This is a genomic window from Bacillus sp. KS1, from assembly GCF_020075515.1.
Lineage (GTDB): Bacteria > Bacillota > Bacilli > Bacillales > Bacillaceae > Bacillus > Bacillus velezensis.
Genome location: NZ_JACAWW010000019.1, coordinates 146,882 through 170,553, shown reverse-complemented (window position 1 = coordinate 170,553; position 23,672 = coordinate 146,882). Strand labels below are relative to the sequence as shown.

Annotated in this window: 22 protein-coding genes; 3 read left to right on the top strand and 19 right to left on the bottom strand. The window is 46.5% G+C overall.

Features of this window, described 5'->3' with window-relative positions; genetic code table 11:
* Positions 1 to 12 precede the first annotated feature (12 nt).
* From HWY38_RS14535 to HWY38_RS14515, 5 genes are all read right to left on the bottom strand, one after another.
* Positions 13 to 1,422: a replication initiation and membrane attachment family protein gene (locus tag HWY38_RS14535; RefSeq protein ID WP_224182100.1), complete on the bottom strand. Its 1,410-nt coding sequence runs from the start codon at positions 1,420 to 1,422 to the stop codon at positions 13 to 15.
* Between the two features lie 111 nt (positions 1,423 to 1,533).
* Positions 1,534 to 1,992, bottom strand: coding sequence for a transcriptional regulator NrdR (gene nrdR, locus HWY38_RS14530; RefSeq protein WP_003152473.1), 459 nt, complete (start codon positions 1,990 to 1,992; stop codon positions 1,534 to 1,536).
* A gap of 248 nt (positions 1,993 to 2,240) precedes the next feature.
* A complete protein-coding gene (gene speD, locus HWY38_RS14525) occupies positions 2,241 to 2,621 on the bottom strand; it encodes an adenosylmethionine decarboxylase (protein ID WP_003152471.1) in 381 nt (126 codons plus the stop codon).
* A gap of 238 nt (positions 2,622 to 2,859) precedes the next feature.
* Positions 2,860 to 3,882 carry a glyceraldehyde-3-phosphate dehydrogenase gene (locus HWY38_RS14520; RefSeq protein ID WP_045208430.1) on the bottom strand — a complete coding sequence of 341 codons (1,023 nt, stop codon included), beginning with the start codon at positions 3,880 to 3,882 and terminating at the stop codon, positions 2,860 to 2,862.
* 207 nt (positions 3,883 to 4,089) lie between these two features.
* Positions 4,090 to 4,476: a winged helix-turn-helix transcriptional regulator gene (locus HWY38_RS14515; protein WP_003152469.1), complete on the bottom strand. Its 387-nt coding sequence runs from the start codon at positions 4,474 to 4,476 to the stop codon at positions 4,090 to 4,092.
* Positions 4,477 to 4,659: 183 nt separating this feature from the next.
* On the opposite strand from HWY38_RS14515, the gene HWY38_RS14510 reads away from it, so the two are divergent.
* Complete coding sequence (locus HWY38_RS14510; protein ID WP_224182099.1) at positions 4,660 to 5,859, top strand: MFS transporter; 1,200 nt, start codon at positions 4,660 to 4,662, stop codon at positions 5,857 to 5,859.
* 58 nt (positions 5,860 to 5,917) lie between these two features.
* On the top strand, positions 5,918 to 6,760 hold the full coding sequence (locus HWY38_RS14505) for an aldo/keto reductase (RefSeq protein WP_044801578.1): 843 nt from the start codon (positions 5,918 to 5,920) through the stop codon (positions 6,758 to 6,760).
* A gap of 38 nt (positions 6,761 to 6,798) precedes the next feature.
* On the opposite strand, the gene coaE is transcribed toward HWY38_RS14505, so the two are convergent.
* The 12 genes from coaE to HWY38_RS14445 all read right to left on the bottom strand — a co-directional run bounded on the left by coaE (position 6,799) and on the right by HWY38_RS14445 (position 20,140).
* Entirely contained in the window at positions 6,799 to 7,392 is a 594-nt protein-coding gene (gene coaE, locus HWY38_RS14500) for a dephospho-CoA kinase (protein WP_224182098.1), read from the bottom strand.
* A gap of 15 nt (positions 7,393 to 7,407) precedes the next feature.
* Positions 7,408 to 8,040, bottom strand: coding sequence for a sporulation membrane protein YtaF (gene ytaF, locus HWY38_RS14495; protein ID WP_088461277.1), 633 nt, complete (start codon positions 8,038 to 8,040; stop codon positions 7,408 to 7,410).
* A gap of 136 nt (positions 8,041 to 8,176) precedes the next feature.
* Positions 8,177 to 9,007 carry a DNA-formamidopyrimidine glycosylase gene (gene mutM, locus HWY38_RS14490; protein ID WP_015417984.1) on the bottom strand — a complete coding sequence of 277 codons (831 nt, stop codon included), beginning with the start codon at positions 9,005 to 9,007 and terminating at the stop codon, positions 8,177 to 8,179.
* Positions 9,008 to 9,031: 24 nt separating this feature from the next.
* A complete protein-coding gene (polA, locus tag HWY38_RS14485) occupies positions 9,032 to 11,671 on the bottom strand; it encodes a DNA polymerase I (RefSeq protein ID WP_224182097.1) in 2,640 nt (879 codons plus the stop codon).
* A gap of 245 nt (positions 11,672 to 11,916) precedes the next feature.
* Complete coding sequence (gene pnpS / locus HWY38_RS14480; RefSeq protein WP_224182096.1) at positions 11,917 to 13,656, bottom strand: two-component system histidine kinase PnpS; 1,740 nt, start codon at positions 13,654 to 13,656, stop codon at positions 11,917 to 11,919.
* Complete coding sequence (locus tag HWY38_RS14475) at positions 13,649 to 14,368, bottom strand: response regulator transcription factor (RefSeq protein ID WP_014418615.1); 720 nt, start codon at positions 14,366 to 14,368, stop codon at positions 13,649 to 13,651. The genes pnpS and HWY38_RS14475 overlap by 8 nt, the downstream gene beginning before the upstream one ends.
* A gap of 215 nt (positions 14,369 to 14,583) precedes the next feature.
* Positions 14,584 to 15,522, bottom strand: coding sequence for a malate dehydrogenase (gene mdh, locus HWY38_RS14470; protein WP_003152455.1), 939 nt, complete (start codon positions 15,520 to 15,522; stop codon positions 14,584 to 14,586).
* Between the two features lie 45 nt (positions 15,523 to 15,567).
* Positions 15,568 to 16,839 carry an NADP-dependent isocitrate dehydrogenase gene (icd, locus tag HWY38_RS14465; RefSeq protein ID WP_224182095.1) on the bottom strand — a complete coding sequence of 424 codons (1,272 nt, stop codon included), beginning with the start codon at positions 16,837 to 16,839 and terminating at the stop codon, positions 15,568 to 15,570.
* A 160-nt stretch (positions 16,840 to 16,999) separates the two neighbouring features.
* A complete protein-coding gene (gene citZ, locus HWY38_RS14460) occupies positions 17,000 to 18,118 on the bottom strand; it encodes a citrate synthase (RefSeq protein WP_007613059.1) in 1,119 nt (372 codons plus the stop codon).
* A gap of 743 nt (positions 18,119 to 18,861) precedes the next feature.
* Positions 18,862 to 19,272 carry a YjdF family protein gene (locus HWY38_RS14455; protein WP_224182094.1) on the bottom strand — a complete coding sequence of 137 codons (411 nt, stop codon included), beginning with the start codon at positions 19,270 to 19,272 and terminating at the stop codon, positions 18,862 to 18,864.
* A gap of 213 nt (positions 19,273 to 19,485) precedes the next feature.
* Entirely contained in the window at positions 19,486 to 19,662 is a 177-nt protein-coding gene (locus HWY38_RS14450; RefSeq protein ID WP_224182093.1) for a hypothetical protein, read from the bottom strand.
* A 13-nt stretch (positions 19,663 to 19,675) separates the two neighbouring features.
* Positions 19,676 to 20,140 (bottom strand): DUF441 domain-containing protein, encoded by a 465-nt coding sequence (locus HWY38_RS14445; RefSeq protein WP_003152447.1) that lies wholly within the window; start codon positions 20,138 to 20,140, stop codon positions 19,676 to 19,678.
* A 96-nt stretch (positions 20,141 to 20,236) separates the two neighbouring features.
* Here HWY38_RS14445 and ytvI point away from each other — a divergent pair, with 96 nt between their 5' ends.
* Positions 20,237 to 21,352, top strand: coding sequence for a sporulation integral membrane protein YtvI (gene ytvI / locus HWY38_RS14440; RefSeq protein WP_224182092.1), 1,116 nt, complete (start codon positions 20,237 to 20,239; stop codon positions 21,350 to 21,352).
* Between the two features lie 31 nt (positions 21,353 to 21,383).
* On the opposite strand, the gene HWY38_RS14435 is transcribed toward ytvI, so the two are convergent.
* Together HWY38_RS14435 and pyk are read right to left on the bottom strand one after the other, a co-directional pair.
* Entirely contained in the window at positions 21,384 to 21,767 is a 384-nt protein-coding gene (locus tag HWY38_RS14435; protein WP_045208446.1) for an FxsA family protein, read from the bottom strand.
* A gap of 111 nt (positions 21,768 to 21,878) precedes the next feature.
* Positions 21,879 to 23,636, bottom strand: coding sequence for a pyruvate kinase (gene pyk, locus HWY38_RS14430; RefSeq protein ID WP_007613076.1), 1,758 nt, complete (start codon positions 23,634 to 23,636; stop codon positions 21,879 to 21,881).
* Positions 23,637 to 23,672: the final 36 nt, after the last annotated feature.

Genomic DNA, 23,672 nt, shown 5'->3' with positions numbered 1-23,672 from the left:
CGCTTCTCTGTCTCAATAGGCAGAGTATTTTTTCAGTTTTTTCATTTCTTCCATCATTCTTTTCTTCTGTTCCTCAAGATCCTGCGCGGAAAGAGCCGGCTGTTCTTGTTTCTTCCCGGTTTCTTCTTCTTTCATCCAATCAGGGCGCTTTTCTTCCCGGACGGTTTTTTTGCCGCGCGCCGCGCCGTTTGTTTTGCCGTCCGCCCAATCAAGATATTGCCTGTGCTCTTCTATTGCGAGCTTCATTGCTTCCCGTACCGTTTTGACTTTCTTTCTGGCCCAGTGGGCGGCGATTTTTTGGATATAGTTTTTGGACAGCTTCATATCCGTTTTCAGCATGACATAATAAATCAGCACATTGGTGACGCCGGGCTCAAGCTTTTGTTCGAACATAATATCGGCGATAATCTGCAAGTCGGCTTTTGACGGCTCGGTCCCGTCCGCAATGTCCTGAAGAAGCTTTCTCGGTGATATGGTCTCAAGCTGTGCGATGAGTTCGCCGTTCAATGAATCGTCCTTTTCCGTCCGGTTTTCTCTCAAGGTGACAGGCTGTGTTTTATCAATAAGTTCCGGAAGCTTCCCGCTTCTTTCAATTTGGTACCAGTCGCTGGCCGCTTTCCTCAGCGCTTCGGCCGTTATCGTATCCTGTTCATTAATTGCGGTCATGACGACGTGCTGCATGGAGATAGGATCTATTCCGTATAAATATGAAAGCTTTTTAATGCTCTCCCGCACATCCTGCGTGATTGATTTGCGCGGTATCATCGTTTCTGACAGTCCCGCCATGAAAAGCTCAAAATCAAACACTTCCTCCGTCACCGTATAGGAAGGCGCTTGTCCGACAGACGCCGTCTCATAGTCCTCAGGGAGCTTCATCGCTTCTTCCATATCAGGCGTCATTTTCCATTCGCTCGGCTGAAAAGAGGCAAAGGCGTGATTAAACGGACGGGTAATTTCCCTTGCACCCGCGCCGACGGAAGGATGCGTGTAAAATTGTCTCAGCTGCTGGTATTTCGTTTTACCGACTCTGTTATAAAGAAAGACATTCAGCATGCCGTCTTCAAAGAAATCATTCGGTCTGAGCGGGGGCAGCAGCTCATAAATAAACATCCGCTCTTTTTGCTCGGACTCCCGGATATACACTTTCAGCAGCCCGATTCCTTCAAGCTTTCCCTGTTCATGATGAATCTTTTTTAAATTTGACTGCATCATGCCCATCAGCTGCCTGTGCGTGGATTCCGCTCCCCACAAGCGGTTCTGCTCAAGCTCCCCCCATAAGGTCATATAAAGGGAGTATGCAAAAGAACCGATCAGCGGCTGGTACAGATGTGTCAAAACCTGTCTGTCGACATCCTGAAGAAGCGAACGGCTTTTGACCGTATAAGGATCTACAGGCAATACGTCATTCCAATAGTCAGCCATGATTCTCAAACCTTCCGATATGTTTCTACTCTCATTTTACACCGTTTCTGCGATCTATCAAATGCCAATTTTGCTCATGAGAAAAGAGCCAGACACAATCTCTTAGCTCTCTCAGCGTTCTTTCTTTATTAAATCTTTCAATTCATCGATAAACACGTTTATATCCTTAAACTGCCGGTAGACGGAGGCAAAGCGGACATAAGACACCTCATCGATTTTCGCCAGACGGTCCATTACCATTTCTCCGACAAGTTCGCTTTTGACTTCAGATACACCTTGGTTTCTCAGCTCTTTTTCAATGTCAAAGCACATGTCTTCCAATGTTTTTAAAGGAACGGGCCTTTTTTCACAAGCTTTAATTAACCCGCGCAGCATTTTTTCACGGCTGAATTCTTCCCGGACGCCTTCTTTTTTCACGACGATCAGAGGCATCTCTTCAAACTTCTCAAATGTAGTGAAGCGGTAATGGCAGGCTTCGCATTCCCGCCTTCTGCGGATTGATTTCCCTTCGTCCGCAGGTCGTGAATCAAGTACGCGGGAACCGTTATGCTGGCATGAAGGACATTTCAAATTGGATCAGCTCCCATCTGTTTCGTTGCTGTAATGCGGTTCGCAAGCTTCCGGTAAATGCCCGCCAACGTTTCTAGGATGAGCCTATTTGTTGGGAGAGCCGATAGACCGGCCTTATCTTTTCTATTTTACAAAAAAAATGCTTAAAGAAAAAGCAATGCTGTTTTTTTACATTAGAAAAGGAGCATCAGCTTCAAAGCGCGTAATGGCTTTTTCAGCTTAGCTCCCTTGTGTTTGCGTTTTGAAAATTACAGTACTTTCGCTTGTGCCTGTTTAATCTGTACAGGCCCCATTCCTCTCGGTATTTCAATGTTTTCTCTTGTATCTGCATGTAATGCGTCCGCAATGTAATCCGCAGCCACATTAGGATCCAGGTCTCCACAAGTATAAACATCAATGCTTGCATATCCGTGTTCAGGAAAACTGTGAATCGTTAAATGTGACTCAGAGATAATAACGACTCCGCTTACGCCTTGCGGTGCAAATTTGTGAAATGCGACCTCGCGCACTTCAGCTCCTGATTTCAAAGCAGCATTTACAAACGTTTTTTCAATAAAATCCATGTCATTGAGCTTATCAAAATCGCATCCCCACAGCTCGGAGATGACGTGACGCCCCATTGTTTCCATAATCATGGACCCCCCTTAACAAGAATTAAAAAAGTGAATTTCCGAGAACTGACCCGGCCATTTACCACGGGGGAAAGTTAGTCCGGAGAGGTCCTAACCCTTTAAGTAATTCCGAAGCAGTCACGAGCAAGAAGTTCACGAAAGATAGTATACTGTGTTTAAGTTTATTTTGCAAGGTGTGTTTTTTGCGAATATGCCGTTAAGGGTTTTTTTCTAACAAATGTCCATGATCTTTAGTCTACACAGCTGACGGGTGTTTCATTCGCGCGGCGACATGACGGATAAGATCAACGACCCGGCAGGAATATCCCCATTCATTGTCATACCAGGCGAGCACCTTTACTTTTCGGCCTTCCATCACCATCGTTGTCAGTCCGTCGATGATCGCAGAGTGTGAATTCGTATTATAATCCGAAGAAACGAGCGGCTCATCCGAATAATCAAGAATTCCGTACATCGACGTTTTTGCGGCTCTTTGGAAAGCGGCGTTCACTTGCTCGGCCGACACATCTGTTTTCAGATCGCAGACAAGGTCCACTAATGACACATTCGGAACGGGAACACGCAAAGCAAGACCGTGAAGTTTTCCTTTCAAATGAGGCAGCACGAGCGACAGCGCTTTGGCGGCGCCTGTAGAAGTCGGAATGATGGATTCTCCGCACGCTCTCGCCCTCCGCAGATCTTTATGCGGATTGTCGATATTTTTTTGATCATTCGTGTAAGCGTGAACAGTCGTCATCAGGCCGCTTTCAATCCCGAATTCCTGATCAAGCACTTTGACGACCGGCGCAAGACAGTTTGTCGTGCAAGATGCATTTGAAATAATGACATGTTCATCGGGATTGAACTGCTCTTCATTTACTCCCATGACAATGGTAACGTCTTCATTTTTGCCCGGAGCCGTTAAAATAACTTTTTTCGCCCCTGCTTCAATATGGCTCATTGCTTTTTCTTTTGAATTAAATTTCCCCGTTGCCTCTACGACGATGTCTATTCCGCATTCTTTCCACGGAAGCTCTCTCGGGTCCCGGCGATTGAACAGCATAATATGTTTTCCGTTGACGATCAGACTGTCGTCGGAGGTCTCAACTTCTTGATCGTATTTGCCGTGAATTGTGTCATACTTTATCAAATGAGCAAGCGTTTCCGGGGGATAGCTTGCATTAATGGCTGTTATTTGAATTTGATCATCTTCCATTGCTTTTCTGAACACCATTCTTCCGATTCTTCCAAACCCATTGATTGCTACTTTTACCTTCATGCTCAGGTCACCCCTTTTTAATATGCCACTCTAATTTACCTTTATTTATATATAGTATAACACATTAAAAGAAATCCGCCAGTACAACTTGATAAAAATCCACCCTTATACCGATCAATATGTTGTTCAATCGGTTTTTTTGCATATAAAATCATCTTTCTTCCATAAAAAAAGCAGGATCAGCGTCTCAGGCTGCCTGCTTTTTTCTTATATTTGTCCCGGTTCTTTAAATTTGTCATTTAAAATGCTGTCCTCTAAAACGGAGGACACCTCGCCGTACCGTTTAGCAATATGCATCGCGCCCCAGTCGCACAGCGCGTTTAAAATTCTTTCCAGACTGTGCCCGTATTCACTCAGCTCGTATTCCACTTTTGGCGGCACCTGATTGTACACGATCCGGTTGATGACGCCGTCAGCTTCCAGCTCCCGCAATTGCTGTGTCAGCATCTTCTGGGTGATGTCCGGCATAAGCCGCTTCAATTCGCTTGTCCGTTTTTTCCCGCGCATGAGGTGGCAGAGGATCACACACTTCCATTTTCCTCCGATCACTTCAAGCGCCGCTTCTACGGATATATTGTATTTTTTCTTCAGCAACGGTAATTCCTCCTCATCTATAGGAACTAAAAAGTGCCTATGGCACTTAAAAGTACGTTCTTTTCAATGACACTTCTATCGATCATAATGACATTTGCCGGCTGAAAAGGAATGTACTCTTATACTTATATCGTTTACCCGGCATCATTTCAACCATACATTATCGTTCAAGGAGGAAAACAGATGTCTTCACATCGCCAAAGCTATTTACCAGCGCTGCTGGCATTAGCCGTCAGCGCTTTTGCGATCGGCACAACCGAATTTATCAGCGTCGGGCTGCTGCCGCTTATATCTCAAGATCTGCATATACCTGTGACAACGGCGGGGCTTACCGTTTCCATGTATGCTCTGGGCGTGACATTCGGCGCGCCGGTTTTAACATCTCTCACATCCGGCATGTCACGGAAAACGCTGCTGCTCTGGGTGATGTTAATATTTATCGCCGGAAATACACTCGCAGCGAGCGCTTCCTCAATTGGCGTCTTACTGGCGGCACGGGTCATTTCGGCTTTTTCCCACGGCATTTTCATGTCAATCGGGGCAACAATCGCCGCCAATATCGTGCCGGAGCATAAAAGAGCAAGCGCGATTTCCATTATGTTTACGGGACTGACGGTGGCTACGGTGACCGGCGTTCCGTTCGGCACCTATCTCGGCCAGCAATTCGGATGGAGAATCGCATTTGCCGTCATTGTGGCGGTAGGAATCATCGCATTCCTCATAAACGCGCTTCTCGTTCCGTCACATTTGCGCAAAGGAACGAAAACCGCATTTTCCGAGCAGGTCAAACTCGTCACAAACGGCCGGTTATTGCTTTTATTTATTATTACCGCGTTAGGCTACGGCGGAACGTTTGTCGTGTTTACGTATTTATCTCCGCTTCTTCAGGAGGTAACCGGTTTCCAGAAAGAAACCGTCGCGGCCATCCTGCTCATTTACGGAATTGCGATTGCCATCGGAAACATGATTGGCGGCCGTTTATCAAACCGGAATCCGCTGAAAGCCTTGTTTTATATGTTCATTGTCCAGGCTGCTGTGCTGTTTGTTCTGACTTTTACCGCGCCGTTTAAAACAGCCGGGCTGATCACCATTATTTTCATGGGGCTGTTGGCGTTTATGAATGTGCCGGGGCTTCAGGTATATGTCGTGATGCTGAGTGAACGTTTTGCGCCAAGCGCCGTTGATACAGCATCAGCCTTAAATATCGCGGCATTCAATGCCGGAATCGCGATCGGCTCGTTTGCCGGCGGAATCATTACAGACTCAATCGGAATCATTCATACCGCTTGGATCGGGGCGCTGATGGTGCTCAGCGCGGTCGTATTAACCGGATGGAGCAGGAAGCTTGAAAAGCGGGATCGCACTGCTCTTGAAAGGAGGTGAGTTTTTCTTCAGCGCATTTTGATTGTTTCAACAGACAACTAATAGGAGGAATATATACATGACAACACATTTACAAGCAAAAGCAACATTGCATAACGGAGTAGAGATGCCTTGGTTCGGCATCGGAGTTTTCAAAGTAGAGGAAGGCGCGGAACTCGTCAACGCGGTGAAAACGGCATTGGTGCACGGCTATCGCAGCGTCGATACCGCCGCGATTTACGGAAATGAAGAGGGTGTCGGCGAAGGCATCCGCCAAGGACTGCAAGAAGCGGGATTAAAACGTGAAGACATTTTTGTCACGTCAAAAGTGTGGAATGCCGATTTAGGATATGAAGAAACGTTAAAAGCGTTTGACACAAGCTTAGAAAAACTCGGTTTAGATTATTTGGATTTATATTTGATTCATTGGCCTGTCGAAGGAAAGTACATCGATGCGTGGCGGGCGCTCGAAACCCTCTACCAGGATGGACGCATTAAGGCGATCGGGGTCAGCAATTTCCAAATTCACCATCTGAAACATCTCATGAAAGAAACGGAAATCAAGCCGATGATCAACCAGGTGGAGTACCACCCGCGTCTGACACAGAAAGAACTGCTTGCTTTCTGCACTGAACAAGGCATTCAGCTTGAAGCGTGGTCGCCATTGATGCAAGGGCAGCTGCTTGATCATCCCGTCTTACAGGAGATCGCTGAGAAGTACGGCAAATCAGCCGCTCAAGTGATTTTGCGCTGGGATTTGCAGAACGGTGTCATCACCATTCCGAAATCAACTAAAAAACACCGTATTGAAGAAAATGCAAATGTCTTTGATTTCGAACTGTCAGCTGACGATATGAAGCGGATTGATGATCTGAACGAAAACCTCCGTGTCGGTCCGGACCCTGACAATTTTGATTTCTAACCAGAAAAACACCGTTCGGCTTTCCGAACGGTGTTTGTTTATGCCCAGCCGCTCAATACTTCCTCAAGCTGGTGCTTTGTATATTCAAGACTGCCGCTGTTATCAATGACGGCGTCAGCTTTTTTTGTTTTGTCCGCTAAAGGCATTTGCGACGTTATCCGGCTCATCGCTTCTTCTTCTGTAAGGAAATTCCGCTCCATCAGCCGTTTGAGCTGAATGTCTGCCGGTACGGTGACGACGAGCACCTTGCCGACAAGATAATCAAGCCCGCTTTCATACAAAAGCGGTATATCCAAAACGACGAACTGCTCTTTTCGCGCAACGGCTTCATCCCGCTGTTTCAGCATTTCCGCACGTACCGCCGGATGAACGATCTGATTCAGCTTCAGACGCTTCTGTTCGTCAGTGAAAACGATAGAACCGAGTTTTTTTCTGTCAATATCGCCATTTTCCAGCAGGATGTCTTTTCCGAATGCTTCCACAATTTGTCCGTAAGCCGGCATTCCTTTTTCCACCGCCTGTTTTGCGATGACATCCGCATCAATGACTGTGATTTTTTTGTCGATCAGCATACGCGCTACCGTGCTTTTGCCGCTTGCGATGCCTCCCGTTAAACCGATGACCAAGCTCAAAAAGCCCACTCCTTCTTACATTTTCCAAATCCCGATGATAATCAGCAGGACTCCCGGCAAAAATGTCATTTTATCTATCCAATTCCATCTTGAAAGCAAATGCCCCGCGTTTATGCCGAGTGAAACAAACAGCGAGCTCATCAGCCCGACAGTCACGCTCATCATAACCGGAGAAAAGCCGAGAATGGCCGCTCCCAGCCCGGCGCCAAACGCGTCAATGGATAAGGCGATACCGAGCAGAAGCGCCTCGACTCCGTTAATGGTTCCGGATTGATCAATATCGGCGCTGGTCGGTTTTTTCAAAATGTGAATCACGATGCCGAGCGATTTCACTTCAAGATTAAGTAACGTTTTTTCATGCAATAAGTAATCCGGCTCTTTAGCCGGTTTAAAAAATTGCCAGATGACCCATGCCCCGATTCCGATTAAGATCAGCCCGCCCAGTTTTTCCGTGACGGATACGGGAAAAATCTTTGTCAGAAAATGGCCGATCAGCATGGATATAAACATCACAGAGGCTGAACAGCAAGCGATCACGGCAATCGCTTTGAACGGGATTTTCATTTTTCTCAAACCATACGTAAACCCGACTGAAAAACTGTCCAAGCTGACAGCAAAAGCCAAAAGCAGCAAAGAAGCAATCTCCATATCCGTTTCTCCCTTTCTCTTGATCGGCAATTGTGACATATGCCTATTGGGTGAATCACAATATATATATGGAGAAAGGTCATCAACTGTGTTAGAAAAAAGTCATTCTGCTGCCGCCTGCTTGTACAGTTTCAGTTTATGATTTTTTTTGGCAGCGGGCGCAAAAATGCGTCCCCCTTCCGCCGACCACGATTTTAGAAATCATCGTGCCGCACGTTTTGCACGGCTCATCCTTTTTGCCGTATACGTAATGTTTGAGCTGAAACATTCCGATTTCCCCTTGAGAATTGATATAAGACCGGACGGTGCTCCCGCCCGCGTCAATCGCTTCCTGAAGGGTGTCTTTAATTTCTGTATGAAGCGTTTTTATCTGCCCGTCTGACAGACTGTTCGCTTTTGTCTCAGGATGAATACGCGCCCGGAATAAAGCTTCATCGACATAAATATTGCCGAGGCCGACAACCGCTTTTTGGTCGAGCAGGGCTGTTTTCACCGCGCGGTTCGTTTTTGCAAGCCGCTCTTTTAAATAAGCAGCGGTAAATGCTTCATCATCGGGTTCGGGCCCGAGCTGTGAAAGCGGTAATGCATTCAATTCCTCTCCCGGCGCAAACAAATGCATCGTGCCGAATTTCCGGACATCCCGGTAGCGGAGCTGTGTTCCGTCCGTCATGTGAAACACGACGTGCACATGTTTATCGTCAGGCTCATCGGCCTGATGAAGACCGTATTTCCCCTCCATCCGCAGGTGGGACACCATGACATAATGATCCAGATGGAAAAGCAAAAACTTTCCCCTTCTTCCGATGGATCGGATTGTTTCTCCTGCAATCTGCCGCGCGAATTCCTCCGGCTCGGCGGGTTTTTTGATGATATTCGGCCATCTGATATCCGCCGATTCAATCGTTTTCCCCTTCACAAGACCGGTCAGAGTGCGCCGGACCGTTTCAACTTCTGGTAATTCCGGCACAATCATCACTTCCTTTTTCTCTGTTTATTTTGCATCGTACCAAGACGGCCCTGAAGCATAATCCGCCTTCAGCGGCACGTCTAATGCCAAAGCATGCTCCATCACTTCAGGAACCAGCTTCTCTAATATTTCAATTTCTTCCTTAGGCGCTTCAAAAATCAATTCATCGTGCACCTGAAGCAGCAATCGTGCCTTCAGGTTTTTCTCTTTTAGCTCAGCTGCCATGTCAATCATGGCTTTTTTAATAATATCGGCGGCGCTTCCCTGAATCGGCGTATTCATGGCCGTCCGTTCCGCAAAGCTCCGCAGGTTGAAGTTGCGGCTTGTCAGCTCAGGAATATAGCGGCGGCGCTGCATAAGTGTCGTGACATATCCTTTTTGCTTCGCTTCCTGCACCGATTCTTCCATATATGCCTTGACGCCCGGGAAGCTCTCCAAATAGCGGTCTATAAAAGCGCCCGCTTCCTTCCGGGTGATGCCGAGGTTTTGTGACAGCCCGTAATCACTGATGCCGTAAACAATGCCGAAATTGACGGCCTTTGCCTGGCGGCGCATCGCTTGTGTCACTTCACCTTCACTGACATGAAACACGTCCATGGCGGTTTTTGTGTGAATGTCCATGTCGTTCGTAAACGCTTCGATCAGATTTTCATCTTTTGAAATATGCGCAAGCACCCTTAATTCAATTTGTGAATAATCGGCGGCGAAAATAAGCCAGTCCGGTTCGGACGGTACGAAAGCCTGACGGATTTTCCGCCCTTCCTCCAGCCGGATCGGAATATTTTGCAGGTTCGGGTCCGTTGAGCTGAGGCGTCCGGTTTGAGTCAACGCCTGATTGAACCGTGTATGCACCTTATGAGAATCCTTGCGCGTGACTTTCAGCAGCCCTTCAATATAAGTCGATTGGAGTTTGCCGATTTGTCTGTATTGCAGAATGTACGCGACGATATCATGTTTGTCGGCGAGCTTCTCAAGCACATCAGCTGAAGTGGAATAGCCTGTTTTTGTTTTCTTTACTGGCGGCAGGCCGAGCTTGTCGAACAGAATGACGCCGAGCTGTTTTGGTGAATTGATGTTAAATGGCTCACCGGCGATGTCATGGATTTTTTCTTCATATTCTTTCAGCTTTGCCTTGAGCTCTTCGCCCATTCGCTTCAGTCTTTCAACATCCACTTTGACGCCCATTGATTCCATTTCTCCGAGAATAAGCGCAAGCGGGAGTTCGAGATCTTCATATAATTCAAGCTGATTATTTTCTTCCAGCGCGTGCAGCAGTTTGTCACGAAGGCTGTTAACGGCAGACGCTTTCCGCGCGAGATGATCGGCAAGCTCTTTTTCAGCCGGAACGGCGCGCTTTGCGCCTTTTCCGTATACCGCTTCATCTTTTGAAACGATATTCAGCCCGTATTCTTTCGCTACGCTCGCGACATCGTCGTACGAATTGCCCGGGTTTATAATGTAGGCAGCAAGAAGCGCGTCAAATTCCGTTCCCTTCAGCTCAATTCCCTGCCAGCGCAAAGCGACGACGGAACGTTTGCTGTCGAACACCCATTTTTTCATCGATTCATCTTCAGCCCAAGATTTAAAAGCTTCAGACTGAATGGCGATTTCTTTCGGAATATAATAAAGACCTGTTTCATTCACGATGGAAAAGCCAAGGATCGGTTCTTCGTGATAGTTATCACCGATTTGTTCGACGACCAAAGCGGACGGCGAAACGAGCATATCTTCGGTGATTTCTTCTGCCGTTTCGACATTGATGTCTTCAAAATTTTCTTCCGCCGTTTCCCCGCTTTCTTCACCAAGCCGCTCAAGAAGCGTATTAAAACCGAGTTCTTTAAAAATGGCAACAACTTGTTCACGGTCAAACCCTTTGTAATCTAAATCTTCGGGCTTGACTTCAATCGGCGCATTTGTCATAATCGTCGCCAGCTCTTTGCTCATCAGGGCTTGTTCCTTATATTCTTCAAGCTTTTCTTTTAATTTTTTTCCGCTGACTTCATCAATGGAATCAAGCAGTTTCTCAACCGAATGGAACTGCTTTAAGAGCTTAATCGCGGTTTTTTCTCCGACGCCGGGGACGCCCGGTATGTTATCGGATGAATCCCCCATTAATCCCTTCATATCAATGATTTGCAAAGGGGTCAGACCGTACTTTTCTTCCACGTGCTCCGGCGTGTAATCTTCCACGTCAGTAATGCCTTTTCTCGTAATGGCAACGGTCGTTTTCCCGGTTGCAAGCTGGGTTAAGTCCTTGTCCCCCGACACTACCTTTACTTCGAAGCCGTCTTTTTCAGCAGATACGGCAAGCGTTCCGATAATATCGTCCGCTTCATATTCAGGAAGCTCGTAGCGGCTGATTTTGTAGGCATCAAGGAGCTCGCGGATGAACGGCATCTGTTCTGAAAGCTCCGGCGGCGTTTTTTGTCTTCCGCCTTTATATTCTTTAAACGTGCTGTGGCGGAAAGTGGTTTTTCCCGCATCAAAAGCCACCAGCATGTGGGTCGGCTTTTCATCTTCCAGCATTTTCATTAAAATCATCGCAAACCCGTATACGGCATTTGTATGGATGCCTTTTTCATTGCTTAAAAGCGGCAATGCAAAAAACGCCCGGTACGCCAGACTGTTTCCGTCGACAAGCACTAATTTTTTTCGTTCCGTCATTCAATATCCTCCTAAGAGCAAAAGCTCGTCATTCCTCTATTTTTTAATCTCACAGCTTCTCTTATTTTAACAAAGTTCAATTTGAAAGGAAAATGAGCGAACCCCGTGAAAACGCAAAAAGGACGGGAACAAGAAAACACGTTCCCGCCGTCAAAATTGGCTCCTTGGATGAAGGGGTTCTGTTATATCCTAACAAGATAGGTTTAACAGCTCATGAAGAAATTGTTAATCCTTTGTAAAGCTGATCACGCTTCCGGCTGCCGCTTCAGCGTCACGGTAAATACAGTGCCCTGTCCCGGCTCGCTTGTGACCTCGATTTTACCTTCATGGGCTTCTATTAAGTGCTTCACGATGGCGAGGCCGAGCCCGGTTCCTCCCGAGTTGCGGCTTCTGTCTTTATCCACGCGGTAGAATCTTTCAAATATCCGCGGGATCTCTTCCTTCTGAATGCCGATTCCCGTATCGGACACTTTGATATCGACAACGGTTTCTTTCACATGTACCGAAATCCCCACCGTCCCTTTTTCAGGCGTGTAGGTCAGGGCATTGTTCGCCAGATTCAAAAATACCTGCTTCAGCCTGTGCGCGTCACCCGTCACAAAAATCGGCTCTTCCGGGAGATCGAGCTGAAAGCTGATGCCTTTTTCCTCAGCCTTATGCCGCAAAAGCGCTTCAATTTCATGCAGAATTTTTGCGGCGTCAAAGGACTCTACGCGCATTGTAAAGTTTTGCTGCTCCATCTTGGATAAATCCAATAAATCCTGCACGAGAGATTGGAGCCGCTCACTTTCTTTCAGAATGATAGACAGAAAGTCTGAAAGCGCCTTTTCGTCTTTCATCGCTCCGTCTAACAGTGTTTCCGTAAATCCTTTAATCGAGGTGATCGGTGTTTTCAGTTCATGGGAGACATTGGCGACGAAGTCCTTTCTCATCTGCTCCAATTTTTTAATTTCCGTCATATCGTGAAAGACGAGGACGATGCCCTTCCATTCATCGTCGGGGCCCATGATCGGAACGCCGTCAACTTCAAAGTAGCGCCGCTCAATATTGATGGGAAGTCTGAGCAGCTGGCATTTTTTCGTCTCCGTCATAAAAATGTCTTCGACAAGCCGAATGATCTCCTCATGTTCAAACGCATCATGGTAAAGGCGCCGAAGCAGACGTTCAGGCTTTGTATGAAACTGCTTCGTATATGACCGGTTCACGAGATTGATAAAACCTCTCCCGTCTATTAAAATCAAACCGGATCCGATATTTTCAATAACGGTTAGCAGACGATCGCGCTGCATATCCTGCGTTCTCGTCATTTCCATTAAATCGACCGCCAGGCTGTTCATCGCACGCCCGAGACGGTCCGACCGCCTTGCGTAGCCGCTGTAGGAGCGGGCGTCGTAATTCCCTTTGGACAGCTCCGTCGCCACCTTTGTCGCGGCGTCGATTGATTTTTTGTAACGGGACGTCATGTTTGTATAAAAGAAAACGATAATGATAAAAGCGGTACAAAGACTTGCTGCCAGCATGCCCCACATTTCTCCGGTAACGCTTGAACCGCCGTTGATCTCCGAGGAAACGAGTACATACCCCGCAATTCTCCCGGCGCCATTTTTTACGGCAGTGCCGCGGATGACTTTGCTTTTCGACTGTACGGCTTCCTCGCTTTTATTGTGAGAAATGAACTCCTTTACGGCTGAATCATCAGCATGACTGCCGGAATGATATACGGCGTCACCCTTCTCGTTGAGCACGGCGACGTTTATACCGAGGGTGCGGCCGGCGTCACTGATTACCGTTTCATTGCTTTTATTGCCGATTCGGCCGGTGTCAAGAAGGCCCGCTATGTATACCGATTCCTTTTTCAGCTGATCCGCCGTTCTTTCTTCAGCGGATGAAGAAATAAGCTGCTGTAAAAAAAGGCCGAGAACACTGAAAACCAATATGATACATACAACGAGTAAAGCGAACAGACGCACACGGACTTTATTCATTCATTTTTGGCTCCTCCAGTTTATACCCCAAACCTCTGATTGTTTTAATATAGATGGGTTTTTTGGTATTTGATTCGATTTTGTCGCGCAGATGACTGATATGAACGTCAACAATCCGGGTGTCCCCGGCAAAATCATAGTTCCAGACCGCGCTCAGCAGAAGATCTCTCGTCAGCACTCTTCCCTTATGTTTTCCCAAATACAGAAGCAGTTCAAATTCTTTAGGCGTCAATTCCAGCTGTTCTGACTTAAAGTACGCTTCGTAATGCTCCGGAAGAATTTTCAGCTCGCCGATGAGGATCTGCCCGTCCTTTTCCTCTTCTCTGCCTTGTGACAGCGAAGAAATGTCAGCCCTTCTTAAAATGGCTTTCACCCGCGCAGTGACTTCCCGCGGACTGAACGGCTTTGTCATGTAATCATCCGCTCCGAGCTCCAGTCCCAGCACCTTATCAAACTCCTCATCTTTTGCTGTCAGCATCAAGATCGGAACCATCATTTTCTGCTGTCTGAGCTGTTTACAGACGTCGATTCCGTCCACTTTCGGCAGCATGACATCCAGTACGATTAAATCCGGATTTTCGTTCTCTGCCTGCTCCAGAGCCTCTTCGCCGTCTGATGCGGTAATGACATCATAGCCGGATCGTTCCAGATTATACTGTAAAAGAGTAACGATAGATTGTTCATCATCTACAACTAAAATTTTTTTGTTCATGCTGCGCCCTCCGCTGTCTATTTTCCCCGACATCCAATTTTCTCTATTTTATGTGCTGCATATCACTTTATGATTTCATTTTATCCAATACTGCCCGTTCAGACAATTCGCCTTTTTGATCATTTTCAGAGAAAGGATCGCTCAGGAAAAAAGAAAACGCTTTCATTGATTGTAAAAAGAGGAAGGCTTCTGATTCGGAAGCCTTCCCTTTTTTCTTATGACAATACTTTCATCACGTTTTTGACAGATTCAACTGATTTACTCAGCTGCGCTTTTTCATAGTCTGTCAGTTCAAGCTCGATGATTTGCTCTAGGCCGTTTCCTCCGATAATCGTCGGTACGCCTAAGTAAATGCCTTCATGACCGTATTCGCCTTCTAAGTAAGCGATGGTCGGAAGCACGCGGCGCTGATCTTTCAAAATGGCTTCTACCATTTCAGTCAGTGACGCAGCAGGCGCGTAGTAGGCGCTTCCGTTGCCGAGAAGGTTGACGATTTCCCCGCCGCCTTTTCTTGTGCGTTCTACAATCGCATCAAGACGGTCTTTCGGGATAAGCGTTTCAAGCGGAATGCCGCCCGCATAGGAATAACGGACGAGAGGAACCATGTCGTCACCGTGTCCGCCAAGAACAAAACCGGTCACATCTTTTACAGACAGGTTTAATTCTTCAGCGACGAATGTTCTGAATCGCGCAGTGTCAAGCACTCCGGATTGTCCGATGACGCGTTCTTTCGGGAAGCCTGATTCTTTGTACACCGCATATGTCATCGCATCAACAGGGTTTGTCAATACAACGATAATGCAGTCAGGAGAATATTTCACGATCTCACGTGTGACGCTTCTCATAATTTTTTCGTTTGTAGATACGAGATCATCACGGCTCATGCCCGGTTTTCTCGCAATTCCGGCTGTGATGACGACGATATCAGAACCGGCTGTGTCCTCGTAGTTGGACGTGCCTGTGATTTTCGCGTCAAATCCTTGGACCGGACTTGCTTCGAGCATGTCTAGCGCTTTTCCTTTTGTCGGGTTTTCTAATTGCGGAATATCAACGAGCACAACGTCCGCAAGCTCTTTTTGAGCTGTAAGAAAGGCTGTTGTCGCTCCCGTAAATCCTGCTCCGATAACAGAAACTTTACTGCGTGTTTTTCCCATGATTCTCTTCTCCTTTTTTGGCTTCATTAGAAGTCTGCTTTAGGTTCAGTCCATGTTTTTAATTAGCTCTTCACCAAACTCTGAACATTTCACTTCAGTTGCACCGTCCATTAATCTGGCAAAATCGTACGTTACTACTTTTGAAGCAATCGTTTTTTCCATAGATTTAATGATCAAGTCGGCAGCCTCATTCCAGTTCAGGTGTTCAAGAAGAAGCACTCCTGAAAGGATGACGGATGACGGGTTGACTTTGTCAAGGCCGGCATACTTAGGAGCCGTTCCGTGAGTCGCTTCGAAAATCGCATGCCCTGTTTCATAGTTGATGTTCGCTCCCGGCGCGATTCCGATTCCGCCTACCTGAGCGGCAAGCGCATCAGAGATATAGTCTCCGTTTAAGTTCATTGTCGCCACGACGTCGAATTCGCTCGGACGGGTTAAGATCTGCTGAAGGAAAATATCAGCGATGCTGTCTTTGACGATGATTTTTCCTGCCGCTTCCGCGTCGCTCTGCGCTTTATCAGCCGCTTCTTTTCCGTCTTTTTCGACAATGCGGTCATATTCAGCCCAAGAGAATACTTTATCTCCGTATTCTCTTTCGGCAAGCTCGTAGCCCCAGTTTTTAAATGCCCCTTCAGTGAACTTCATGATGTTTCCTTTGTGGACAAGCGTGACAGACTTACGGCCGTTTTCGATCGCATACTCAATGGCAGCTCTGACTAAGCGGCTTGTGCCTTCTTCAGAAACAGGCTTGATGCCGATTCCTGACGTTTCAGGGAAACGGATTTTGTTAACACCCATTTCATTTTGCAGGAAGCTAATCAGCTTTTCAACTTCTTCAGAACCTTTCGCATACTCAATTCCGGCGTAAATATCTTCCGTATTCTCGCGGAAAATGACCATATCCGTATCTTCAGGACGTTTGACCGGGGAAGGCACTCCCGTGAAATATCTGACAGGGCGCAGGCACGTAAACAAATCAAGCTCCTGTCTCAGCGCCACGTTCAGAGAACGGATACCGCCGCCGACCGGTGTCGTCAGAGGGCCTTTGATGGCGATGAAGTACTCTCTGATGTCTTCCAGCGTTTCGGCAGGAAGCCACTCACCTGTTTTATTATAAGCCTTTTCACCAGCATAAACTTCTTTCCACGTGATTTTTTTCTCGCCTTTATATGCTTTTTCAACAGCGGCTTCCAATACTTTAGAAGCGGCGTTCCAAATATCAGGGCCTGTGCCGTCGCCTTCAATAAACGGGATAATCGGATTATTTGGTACGTTTAATACTCCATTAGAGACTGTAATTTTTTCACCTTGTGACACAATATTACCTCCCAGTATGTAATTCATATTTAGAAAACATTTTATTTTTCTTGTATAGAAAATAAAATGACTTTTCTCAAGATTCTATCAAAATTGTAAACCAATCCGGGCTTGATTAACAAGAGGCTAACGACATGAAAATCACCAGCCTCCCGTTTGATCAGGCTCTTTCATCAATCGGAACAAAAGTCTGCTTATCCGGACCCGTGTAATCAGCGCGCGGGCGGATGAGGCGGTTGTTATCGTACTGTTCAAGAATATGGGCGATCCATCCTGACATTCTGCTGACCGCAAAGATCGGCGTGAACAGATCGTGATCAATGCCGAGACTGTGGTATACAGATGCGGAATAGAAATCAACGTTAGGCGGAAGTTTTTTCTCCGACGTCACGATTTCTTCGACACGGATTGACATGTCGTACCATTTGCTTTCACCCGTCAGATTCGTCAGGCGTTTGCTCATTTCTTTTAAGTGTTTGGCGCGCGGGTCTCCATGCTTATACACACGGTGTCCGAAGCCCATTACTTTTTCCTTTTTCTCCATTTTGCTGCGGATATAAGGCTCGGCGTTTTCCACTTCGCCGATTTCTGTCAGCATTTTCATGACGGCTTCATTGGCTCCGCCGTGAAGCGGTCCTTTTAAAGCGCCGATGGCGGCAGTGATGCCTGAGTAAATATCGGATAAGGTGGCGACACATACTCTCGCCGTAAATGTTGATGCGTTCAGCTCATGATCCGCATGAAGAATGAGCGCTTTGTTAAACGCTTCCACTTCGATCGGAGAAGGCTCTTCACCGTTTAAGGTGTAAAGGAAGTTCTCCGCGATTCCGTACTCTTCCTTCGGTTCAACAGGATCAAGTCCTTTGCGGATTCTTGAGAAAGCGGCGACAATGCCCGGCACTTTCGCCTGCAGACGGATGGCTTTTCTGTAGTTCGCTTCCGGATTCATGACATCGGCTTCACTGTCAGTCAGACCGAGTAATGAAATCGCCGTCCGGAGCGCAGCCATTGGATGTACGTTATTGAGGGGATAGGATTTGAAGTGCTCAATGATTTCTTGTGGAACGGCAGCTTCTTTCGCAAGCTGTTTTTTCAGTTCAGCAAGTTCCGTTTTATTCGGCAGGCGCAGATGCCACAGCAAATAAATGATTTCTTCAAAACTTGCATTCTCTGTCAAGTCGTCAATATCGTACCCTACATATGTAAGGGTATCGTCGATAATAGAGCTTACAGATGATGTTGTTGCTACAACCCCTTCAAGACCGCGTGTTGCTGTCATATTCAACCTCTCCTTTTCAATCAAAATTCCCCTTTAAAGAGTATATAAAACATACGGCTTACTTAAAATGAGTCATGCAAACAATCCCTTTCCCCTTTAAGAAAATGCTTACATTTCACTGGTTGCGGTTACATAACCGGTATGCTTATAGAGGAACATAACAAATTCTTATAAGCTTATTTAAGTTTAAGCCTATTCTTATTATAAACAATAATCTGATTAATTTGTAGACTTTTAACTAAAAATGTTTTAAAAGCCCTATATATCAAGGCTTGGCGTTGATATATTTAATCGCTTGCTTTCAGATGCTTTGTAAAACCATGTATTCTCATGTTTTCATTTGGGGGGAGCTTTGGGGAAACTTTAAAAGGACAGGCGCGACAACTTCACCGCAAATTCCCCCTCCTTCTTTACCGGAGAAGAGGGTTATTTTGTTTACTCGACTGAATCAATGTTCGGATCAGCTTCAGAAATCCATGTCTTGGTTTTAGTTGGCTCCACGCACATGGACTGGAATCGTTTGACTGCATTTGCTGTTTTCGGGCCGTAAATATCCTCATCAAACCGATTATCAATTGAAACTGACTCATTTACTGATGTAAGTGAATTTAAATAAATTGCAGAAAAACCCTCCTCATCTCGAGAAGGGCTCTGACTTATACTTCTTTTTTTCTAAATCAGTCCGAAGAAACTAACTGATGCCGCTCAACTTTTCAATCGAAGGACTTCATCGGGCTCTCCGACTATTTTCCCCTATGCTTTTCTTTTGCTTTTTGTTTTCTGATTAAATATTTTTGTTCCTTTATTTTTTCTCTTTGTTTTTTATTCAGTTGTTTTCTCTTTTCTTTTCTTGCTTCAAGCTCCTGTTTTATCGCTTTTTGCGCCTTAGTTGATATCCCGATCTTTTTCATCTCTTTAGAAGCTTGCCGTTGCAATCTTTTTGGGTTTAATTTCTTAGATTTTGCTTTGACACAAACCCCTTCTTGTTCAGTGTGGGAGAGAGTCGGTAAAAGTTGATTATTAACAAAATGCATTATTTCTGAATCCTTTGGCTCTTGTCCAAACAAATGACGAATTGCTCTTAATTTCCCCTCATCCACAACTTCAATGACTCCTACCCAAAACTGACCATCGTAGTAAACCGTTAATTTCATAACGATTCCCTCCTCCTAAATTTACTGAAGAATGATGGACATCCCGAGGAGGGGAAGGTTACTGACATTTTAAATCATGCATCCGGACTACCAACCGAATTGTGTTTTTTCATTCTCATTATAAATTTAACAAACTTTCAAATTGAAGGAAAGGGTCTCCGCTTATTTTGACAACACTTCAAGTTTTGCTTTGGTATCAGCGCATAAATTCCATCAGCTTTTCATCCATTCATCAATTGGAATTACTGCAATCGCTGTTTTCGCTCCATGTGCGCCGTCAATCCCGAAGTTCTTTGTTACATGGTAAGCCGCTTCATTCATCGGAATAATGCAAATGGCATTTGTCTGAACTACAAAATGCGCAAGTGCAAACTCTAATTTTCTCCACAAAAAAAAAGCAGCTTTACGAAGTGAATATTTTAACGATTTGCATGGCCAAGTAGGCGATTCCGGCGCCGATTAACGGGCCGACGGCGACGCCTCCGAAAAGCGCGACGGCAAGTATCGTGCCAATGACCAGCGCCGTTGTAATATGAGGGTCGTTTTCCAATAAGGTGAGACCGTTTTTGGCGATTAAGGCAACCGCGATCCCGGCACCGAGAGCGATCCACGCATAATATGATTTCATTGCTTCTCCGAGCTGTTTAAAACCGATATCACCTGTGGCAATCGGCACTAAAACGGCGATTGTAATGACGGTGACTCCCCAGTTGATGCCTTTTGACTGAATAACCGGAAATAGTTTCTGATCAAGACCGACAGCTTTTATCACAATGAGAAAGCCGACGGCAAAAAGCAATGACTGATTTTTGGCTACCAACGCGATGGCCAGCAATAATAGTAAAAATAAATTCGCCTGTGTAAACATCCTGAAGCACCTTCTTTCATCATATCTGTATTCATATCCTTTTTTTTGACGAATAAACTAATGTAATAGGACGTGCCGACCGAGAGGAGGATCGATGTGAACCCGCACTACGCAACTGTTTTTTTCCGCGCGCTGTTTGTACTCGCTGCGGCCGGCGGCGCTTTAGCGGCCGGTTACGCCTCATTTCCGTTAACTTATCCGTTTCTGATCGCCCTTATTCTGTCATCAGCGATCATTCCCGTAGTTGACTGGCTGGACAAACTGACGGGGATGCCCCGGTCAGTCAATACTGTCATTGTCCTGGTCTTCTTTTTGCTTATTCTTCTTGGCGCGGCGACATTTCTCGTTGCGGAAATCATTTCGGGAACCGCCTATCTGGCCAAAACGCTCCCTCCCCATATCAGCGCCTTTATGACGTATTGCGAAGAGCTGTTCACTTCCCGCATTCAGCCATTGTACCACGAGCTGACCGTCCTATTTAACGGACTGGAAACCAATCAGCAGGCATCCATCGTGACGCATATTCAGACCCTCGGTGATACAGCCGCTAAAAATGCGGGGCTGATGCTTTCACATCTTTTGGAGCTGGTGCCGAAATGGATTGCCTTCCTTCCCAATACAGCTGCCGTCTTCATTTTCGCAATGCTGGCGACTTTTTTTATGACAAAGGATTGGCATAAGCTGAAGGCGCTGCTTTATTCCATTCTTCCGGAACGGGTTTCGGCAAACGCCAAGGCCGTATCGGGAGAGCTGAAAAAAGCGATGGCAGGTTTCATTAAGGCGCAGGCCTTGCTCATACTTTTCACGATGATCATTGTCTTTATCGGACTTTTTCTTTTAGGGATTGAGCATGCGGCAACCATCGCCTTTTTTATCGGCCTGGTGGACCTTCTCCCTTATCTCGGCGCCGGGTCGGTCTTTGTTCCCTGGATTATGTATTTGGCCATTGCCGGTCAGCTTCCTCAAGCGATCGGTCTCGGTGTTTTATATATTGTGGTTCTCATTCAGCGCCAGCTGACGGAGCCAAAAATTTTAAGCAAGTCAATCGGACTTGATCCGCTTGCGACCTTAATCGCCCTGTTTGCCGGCTTTAAACTGTTCGGAATTTTAGGACTGGCTGCGGGGCCCGCGCTGCTCGTTTTCATTCAGGCCTTTATCACAACGGGCGCTTTAAAAGAAATATGGGCCTATATAACTGTTCAATCCAAATAAAAACAGCAGCCCTGTAAGAAGGCTGCCGTTTTTATTTGATAATGATCCGCTTGTTTTTTGACATTCCTCTCAGCCATTTGAACAAAAGCGGCTTCATGCGGTTCCGAGTGAACGGAATCAGAAGACAGGCCCCTGCAATATCGGACAGAAAACCCGGAAGCATCAAAAGCAGGCCTCCGAAAAAGACGCATATTCCATCAAGAAGCGCTTCCCCCGGCATTTTGCCGTGCTGCAGGTCGCGCATCACCCGATGATACACATCGGTTCCCTGTCTTTTTGCCACCAAGGCGCCTAATACGCCTGTCAAAATGATGAGAAGGAAGGTCGGAAAAACACCGAGCCATTTTCCCGCCAGCAGAAACAAGCCGATTTCAATTGCCGGACACACGATAAACAGTAAGAATAACACTCTCATTTTTCTGCCCTCCTGCCCTTCTAAAAGCGCGTCACCGCCCGCATGGGAATAGGAAAATCAGCCTAAAGACAAAAGAGAAGGGAGAACCCCCCCTCTCTTTTTTAAAGCTGTTTAAAGAACGCTTGCGCGGCCTTCATACACAGCGCCGCGGGCAGCGTCAACTGTGATAACCTGTCCTTCTGTTAAAACTGAAGTTGCGTTCTCAAGACCGACGATAACCGGAATGCCCAAGCTTAAACCGACAACGGCTGCATGGCTTGTCAGACCGCCTTCTTCAGTGATGAGCGCCGATGCTTTTTCAAGTGAAGCGATCATGTCGCGGTCAGTGCTTGAAGCAACCAATACTGCGCCGTCTGTCATTTTTTGTTCAGCTTCTTTCGCATTTTTTGCAACAACGACCGGCCCGAATGCAGATTTGCGTCCGATGCCTTGTCCTTTTGCGATAATGCTGCCGACAGTGTGGACTTTCATCAGATTCGTCGTGCCTGATTCACCGACAGAACCTGCTGTAATGACAATCAGATCACCGCGTTTCACGATGCCGCTGTCAAGTGATTTTTGAACCGCGTCTTCAAGCATTTCATCGGTTGAAGTCGCGTTTTGGCCGCTTGCCGGGAATACACCGAATACAAGGCCGAGTTTGCGTGATACAGACTCATTAACCGTAACGGCTACAATCGGAGCCTGCGGACGGTATTTGGCGATCATACGCGCCGTATGGCCGCTTTCTGTAGGGGTAACGATAGCTGCCGCACTCAGATTGATCGCCGTGTGCGCAACTGATTGGCCGATCGCATCGGTAATCGTCATGCCGACCTGATCTCTGCGTTTAGACAGAATTTCTTTGTAGTTCAGAGATTCTTCTGTGCGTGTGGCGATGTTAAACATTGTTTGAACCGCCTCGACAGGATATTGTCCCGCAGCCGTCTCACCGGAAAGCATGATGGCATCTGTGCCGTCGAAAATGGCGTTGGCAACGTCACTTGCTTCAGCGCGTGTCGGACGAGGGTTGCGCTGCATGCTGTCAAGCATTTGTGTCGCAGTAATAACCGGTTTGCCGAGCGCGTTGCATTTTTTGATCATTTCTTTTTGCACGAGCGGCACTTCTTCGGCCGGAATCTCTACGCCGAGGTCTCCGCGCGCTACCATTAAGCCGTCAGATACTTCCAGGATCGCATCCAGGTTGTCAACGCCTTCCTGGTTCTCGATCTTAGGAATGATTTGAATGTCAGACGCGTTATGCTCTTCAAGCAGTTCGCGGATTTCCAGGACATCCGTAGAACGGCGTACAAATGACGCAGCGATGAAATCAACGCCTTGCTCGATACCGAATACGATGTCTTTGGCGTCTTTTTCAGTAATTCCGGGAAGGTTGACGCTGACGCCGGGAACGTTTACGCCTTTTTTATTTTTCAGCGTGCCGCTGTTTAAGATTTTTGTTTTGATTTCGTGTTTTTCCGGATTTGATTCCAGCACTTCCAATCCGATTAAACCGTCATCCAACAGGATGATAGACCCTGCTGACACGTCGTCTGCCAGGCCTTCATAAGAAACTGAGAATTTTTCAAGCGTTCCCAGCACCTGTTTCGTAGAAACGATAATTTCATTTCCCGCCTGAAGCTCAAGCGCGCCGTTTTCCATATCGTGCGTGCGGATTTCCGGACCTTTCGTATCGAGGAGAATCCCCACGTTTTTGCCGAGCTTTTTGCTTGCTTCTCTGATGTTTTTGATTCTTGCGCCGTGCTCTTCGAAATCACCGTGTGAAAAATTCAGACGAGCAACGTTCATACCCGCTTCCATCAATTTTGTCAGCATTTCTACACTTTCACTGGCCGGACCGATTGTACAAACGATTTTTGTTTTTTTCAACTCGTTCACTTCCTTCTGAAATCTTCAGCTTCTTCC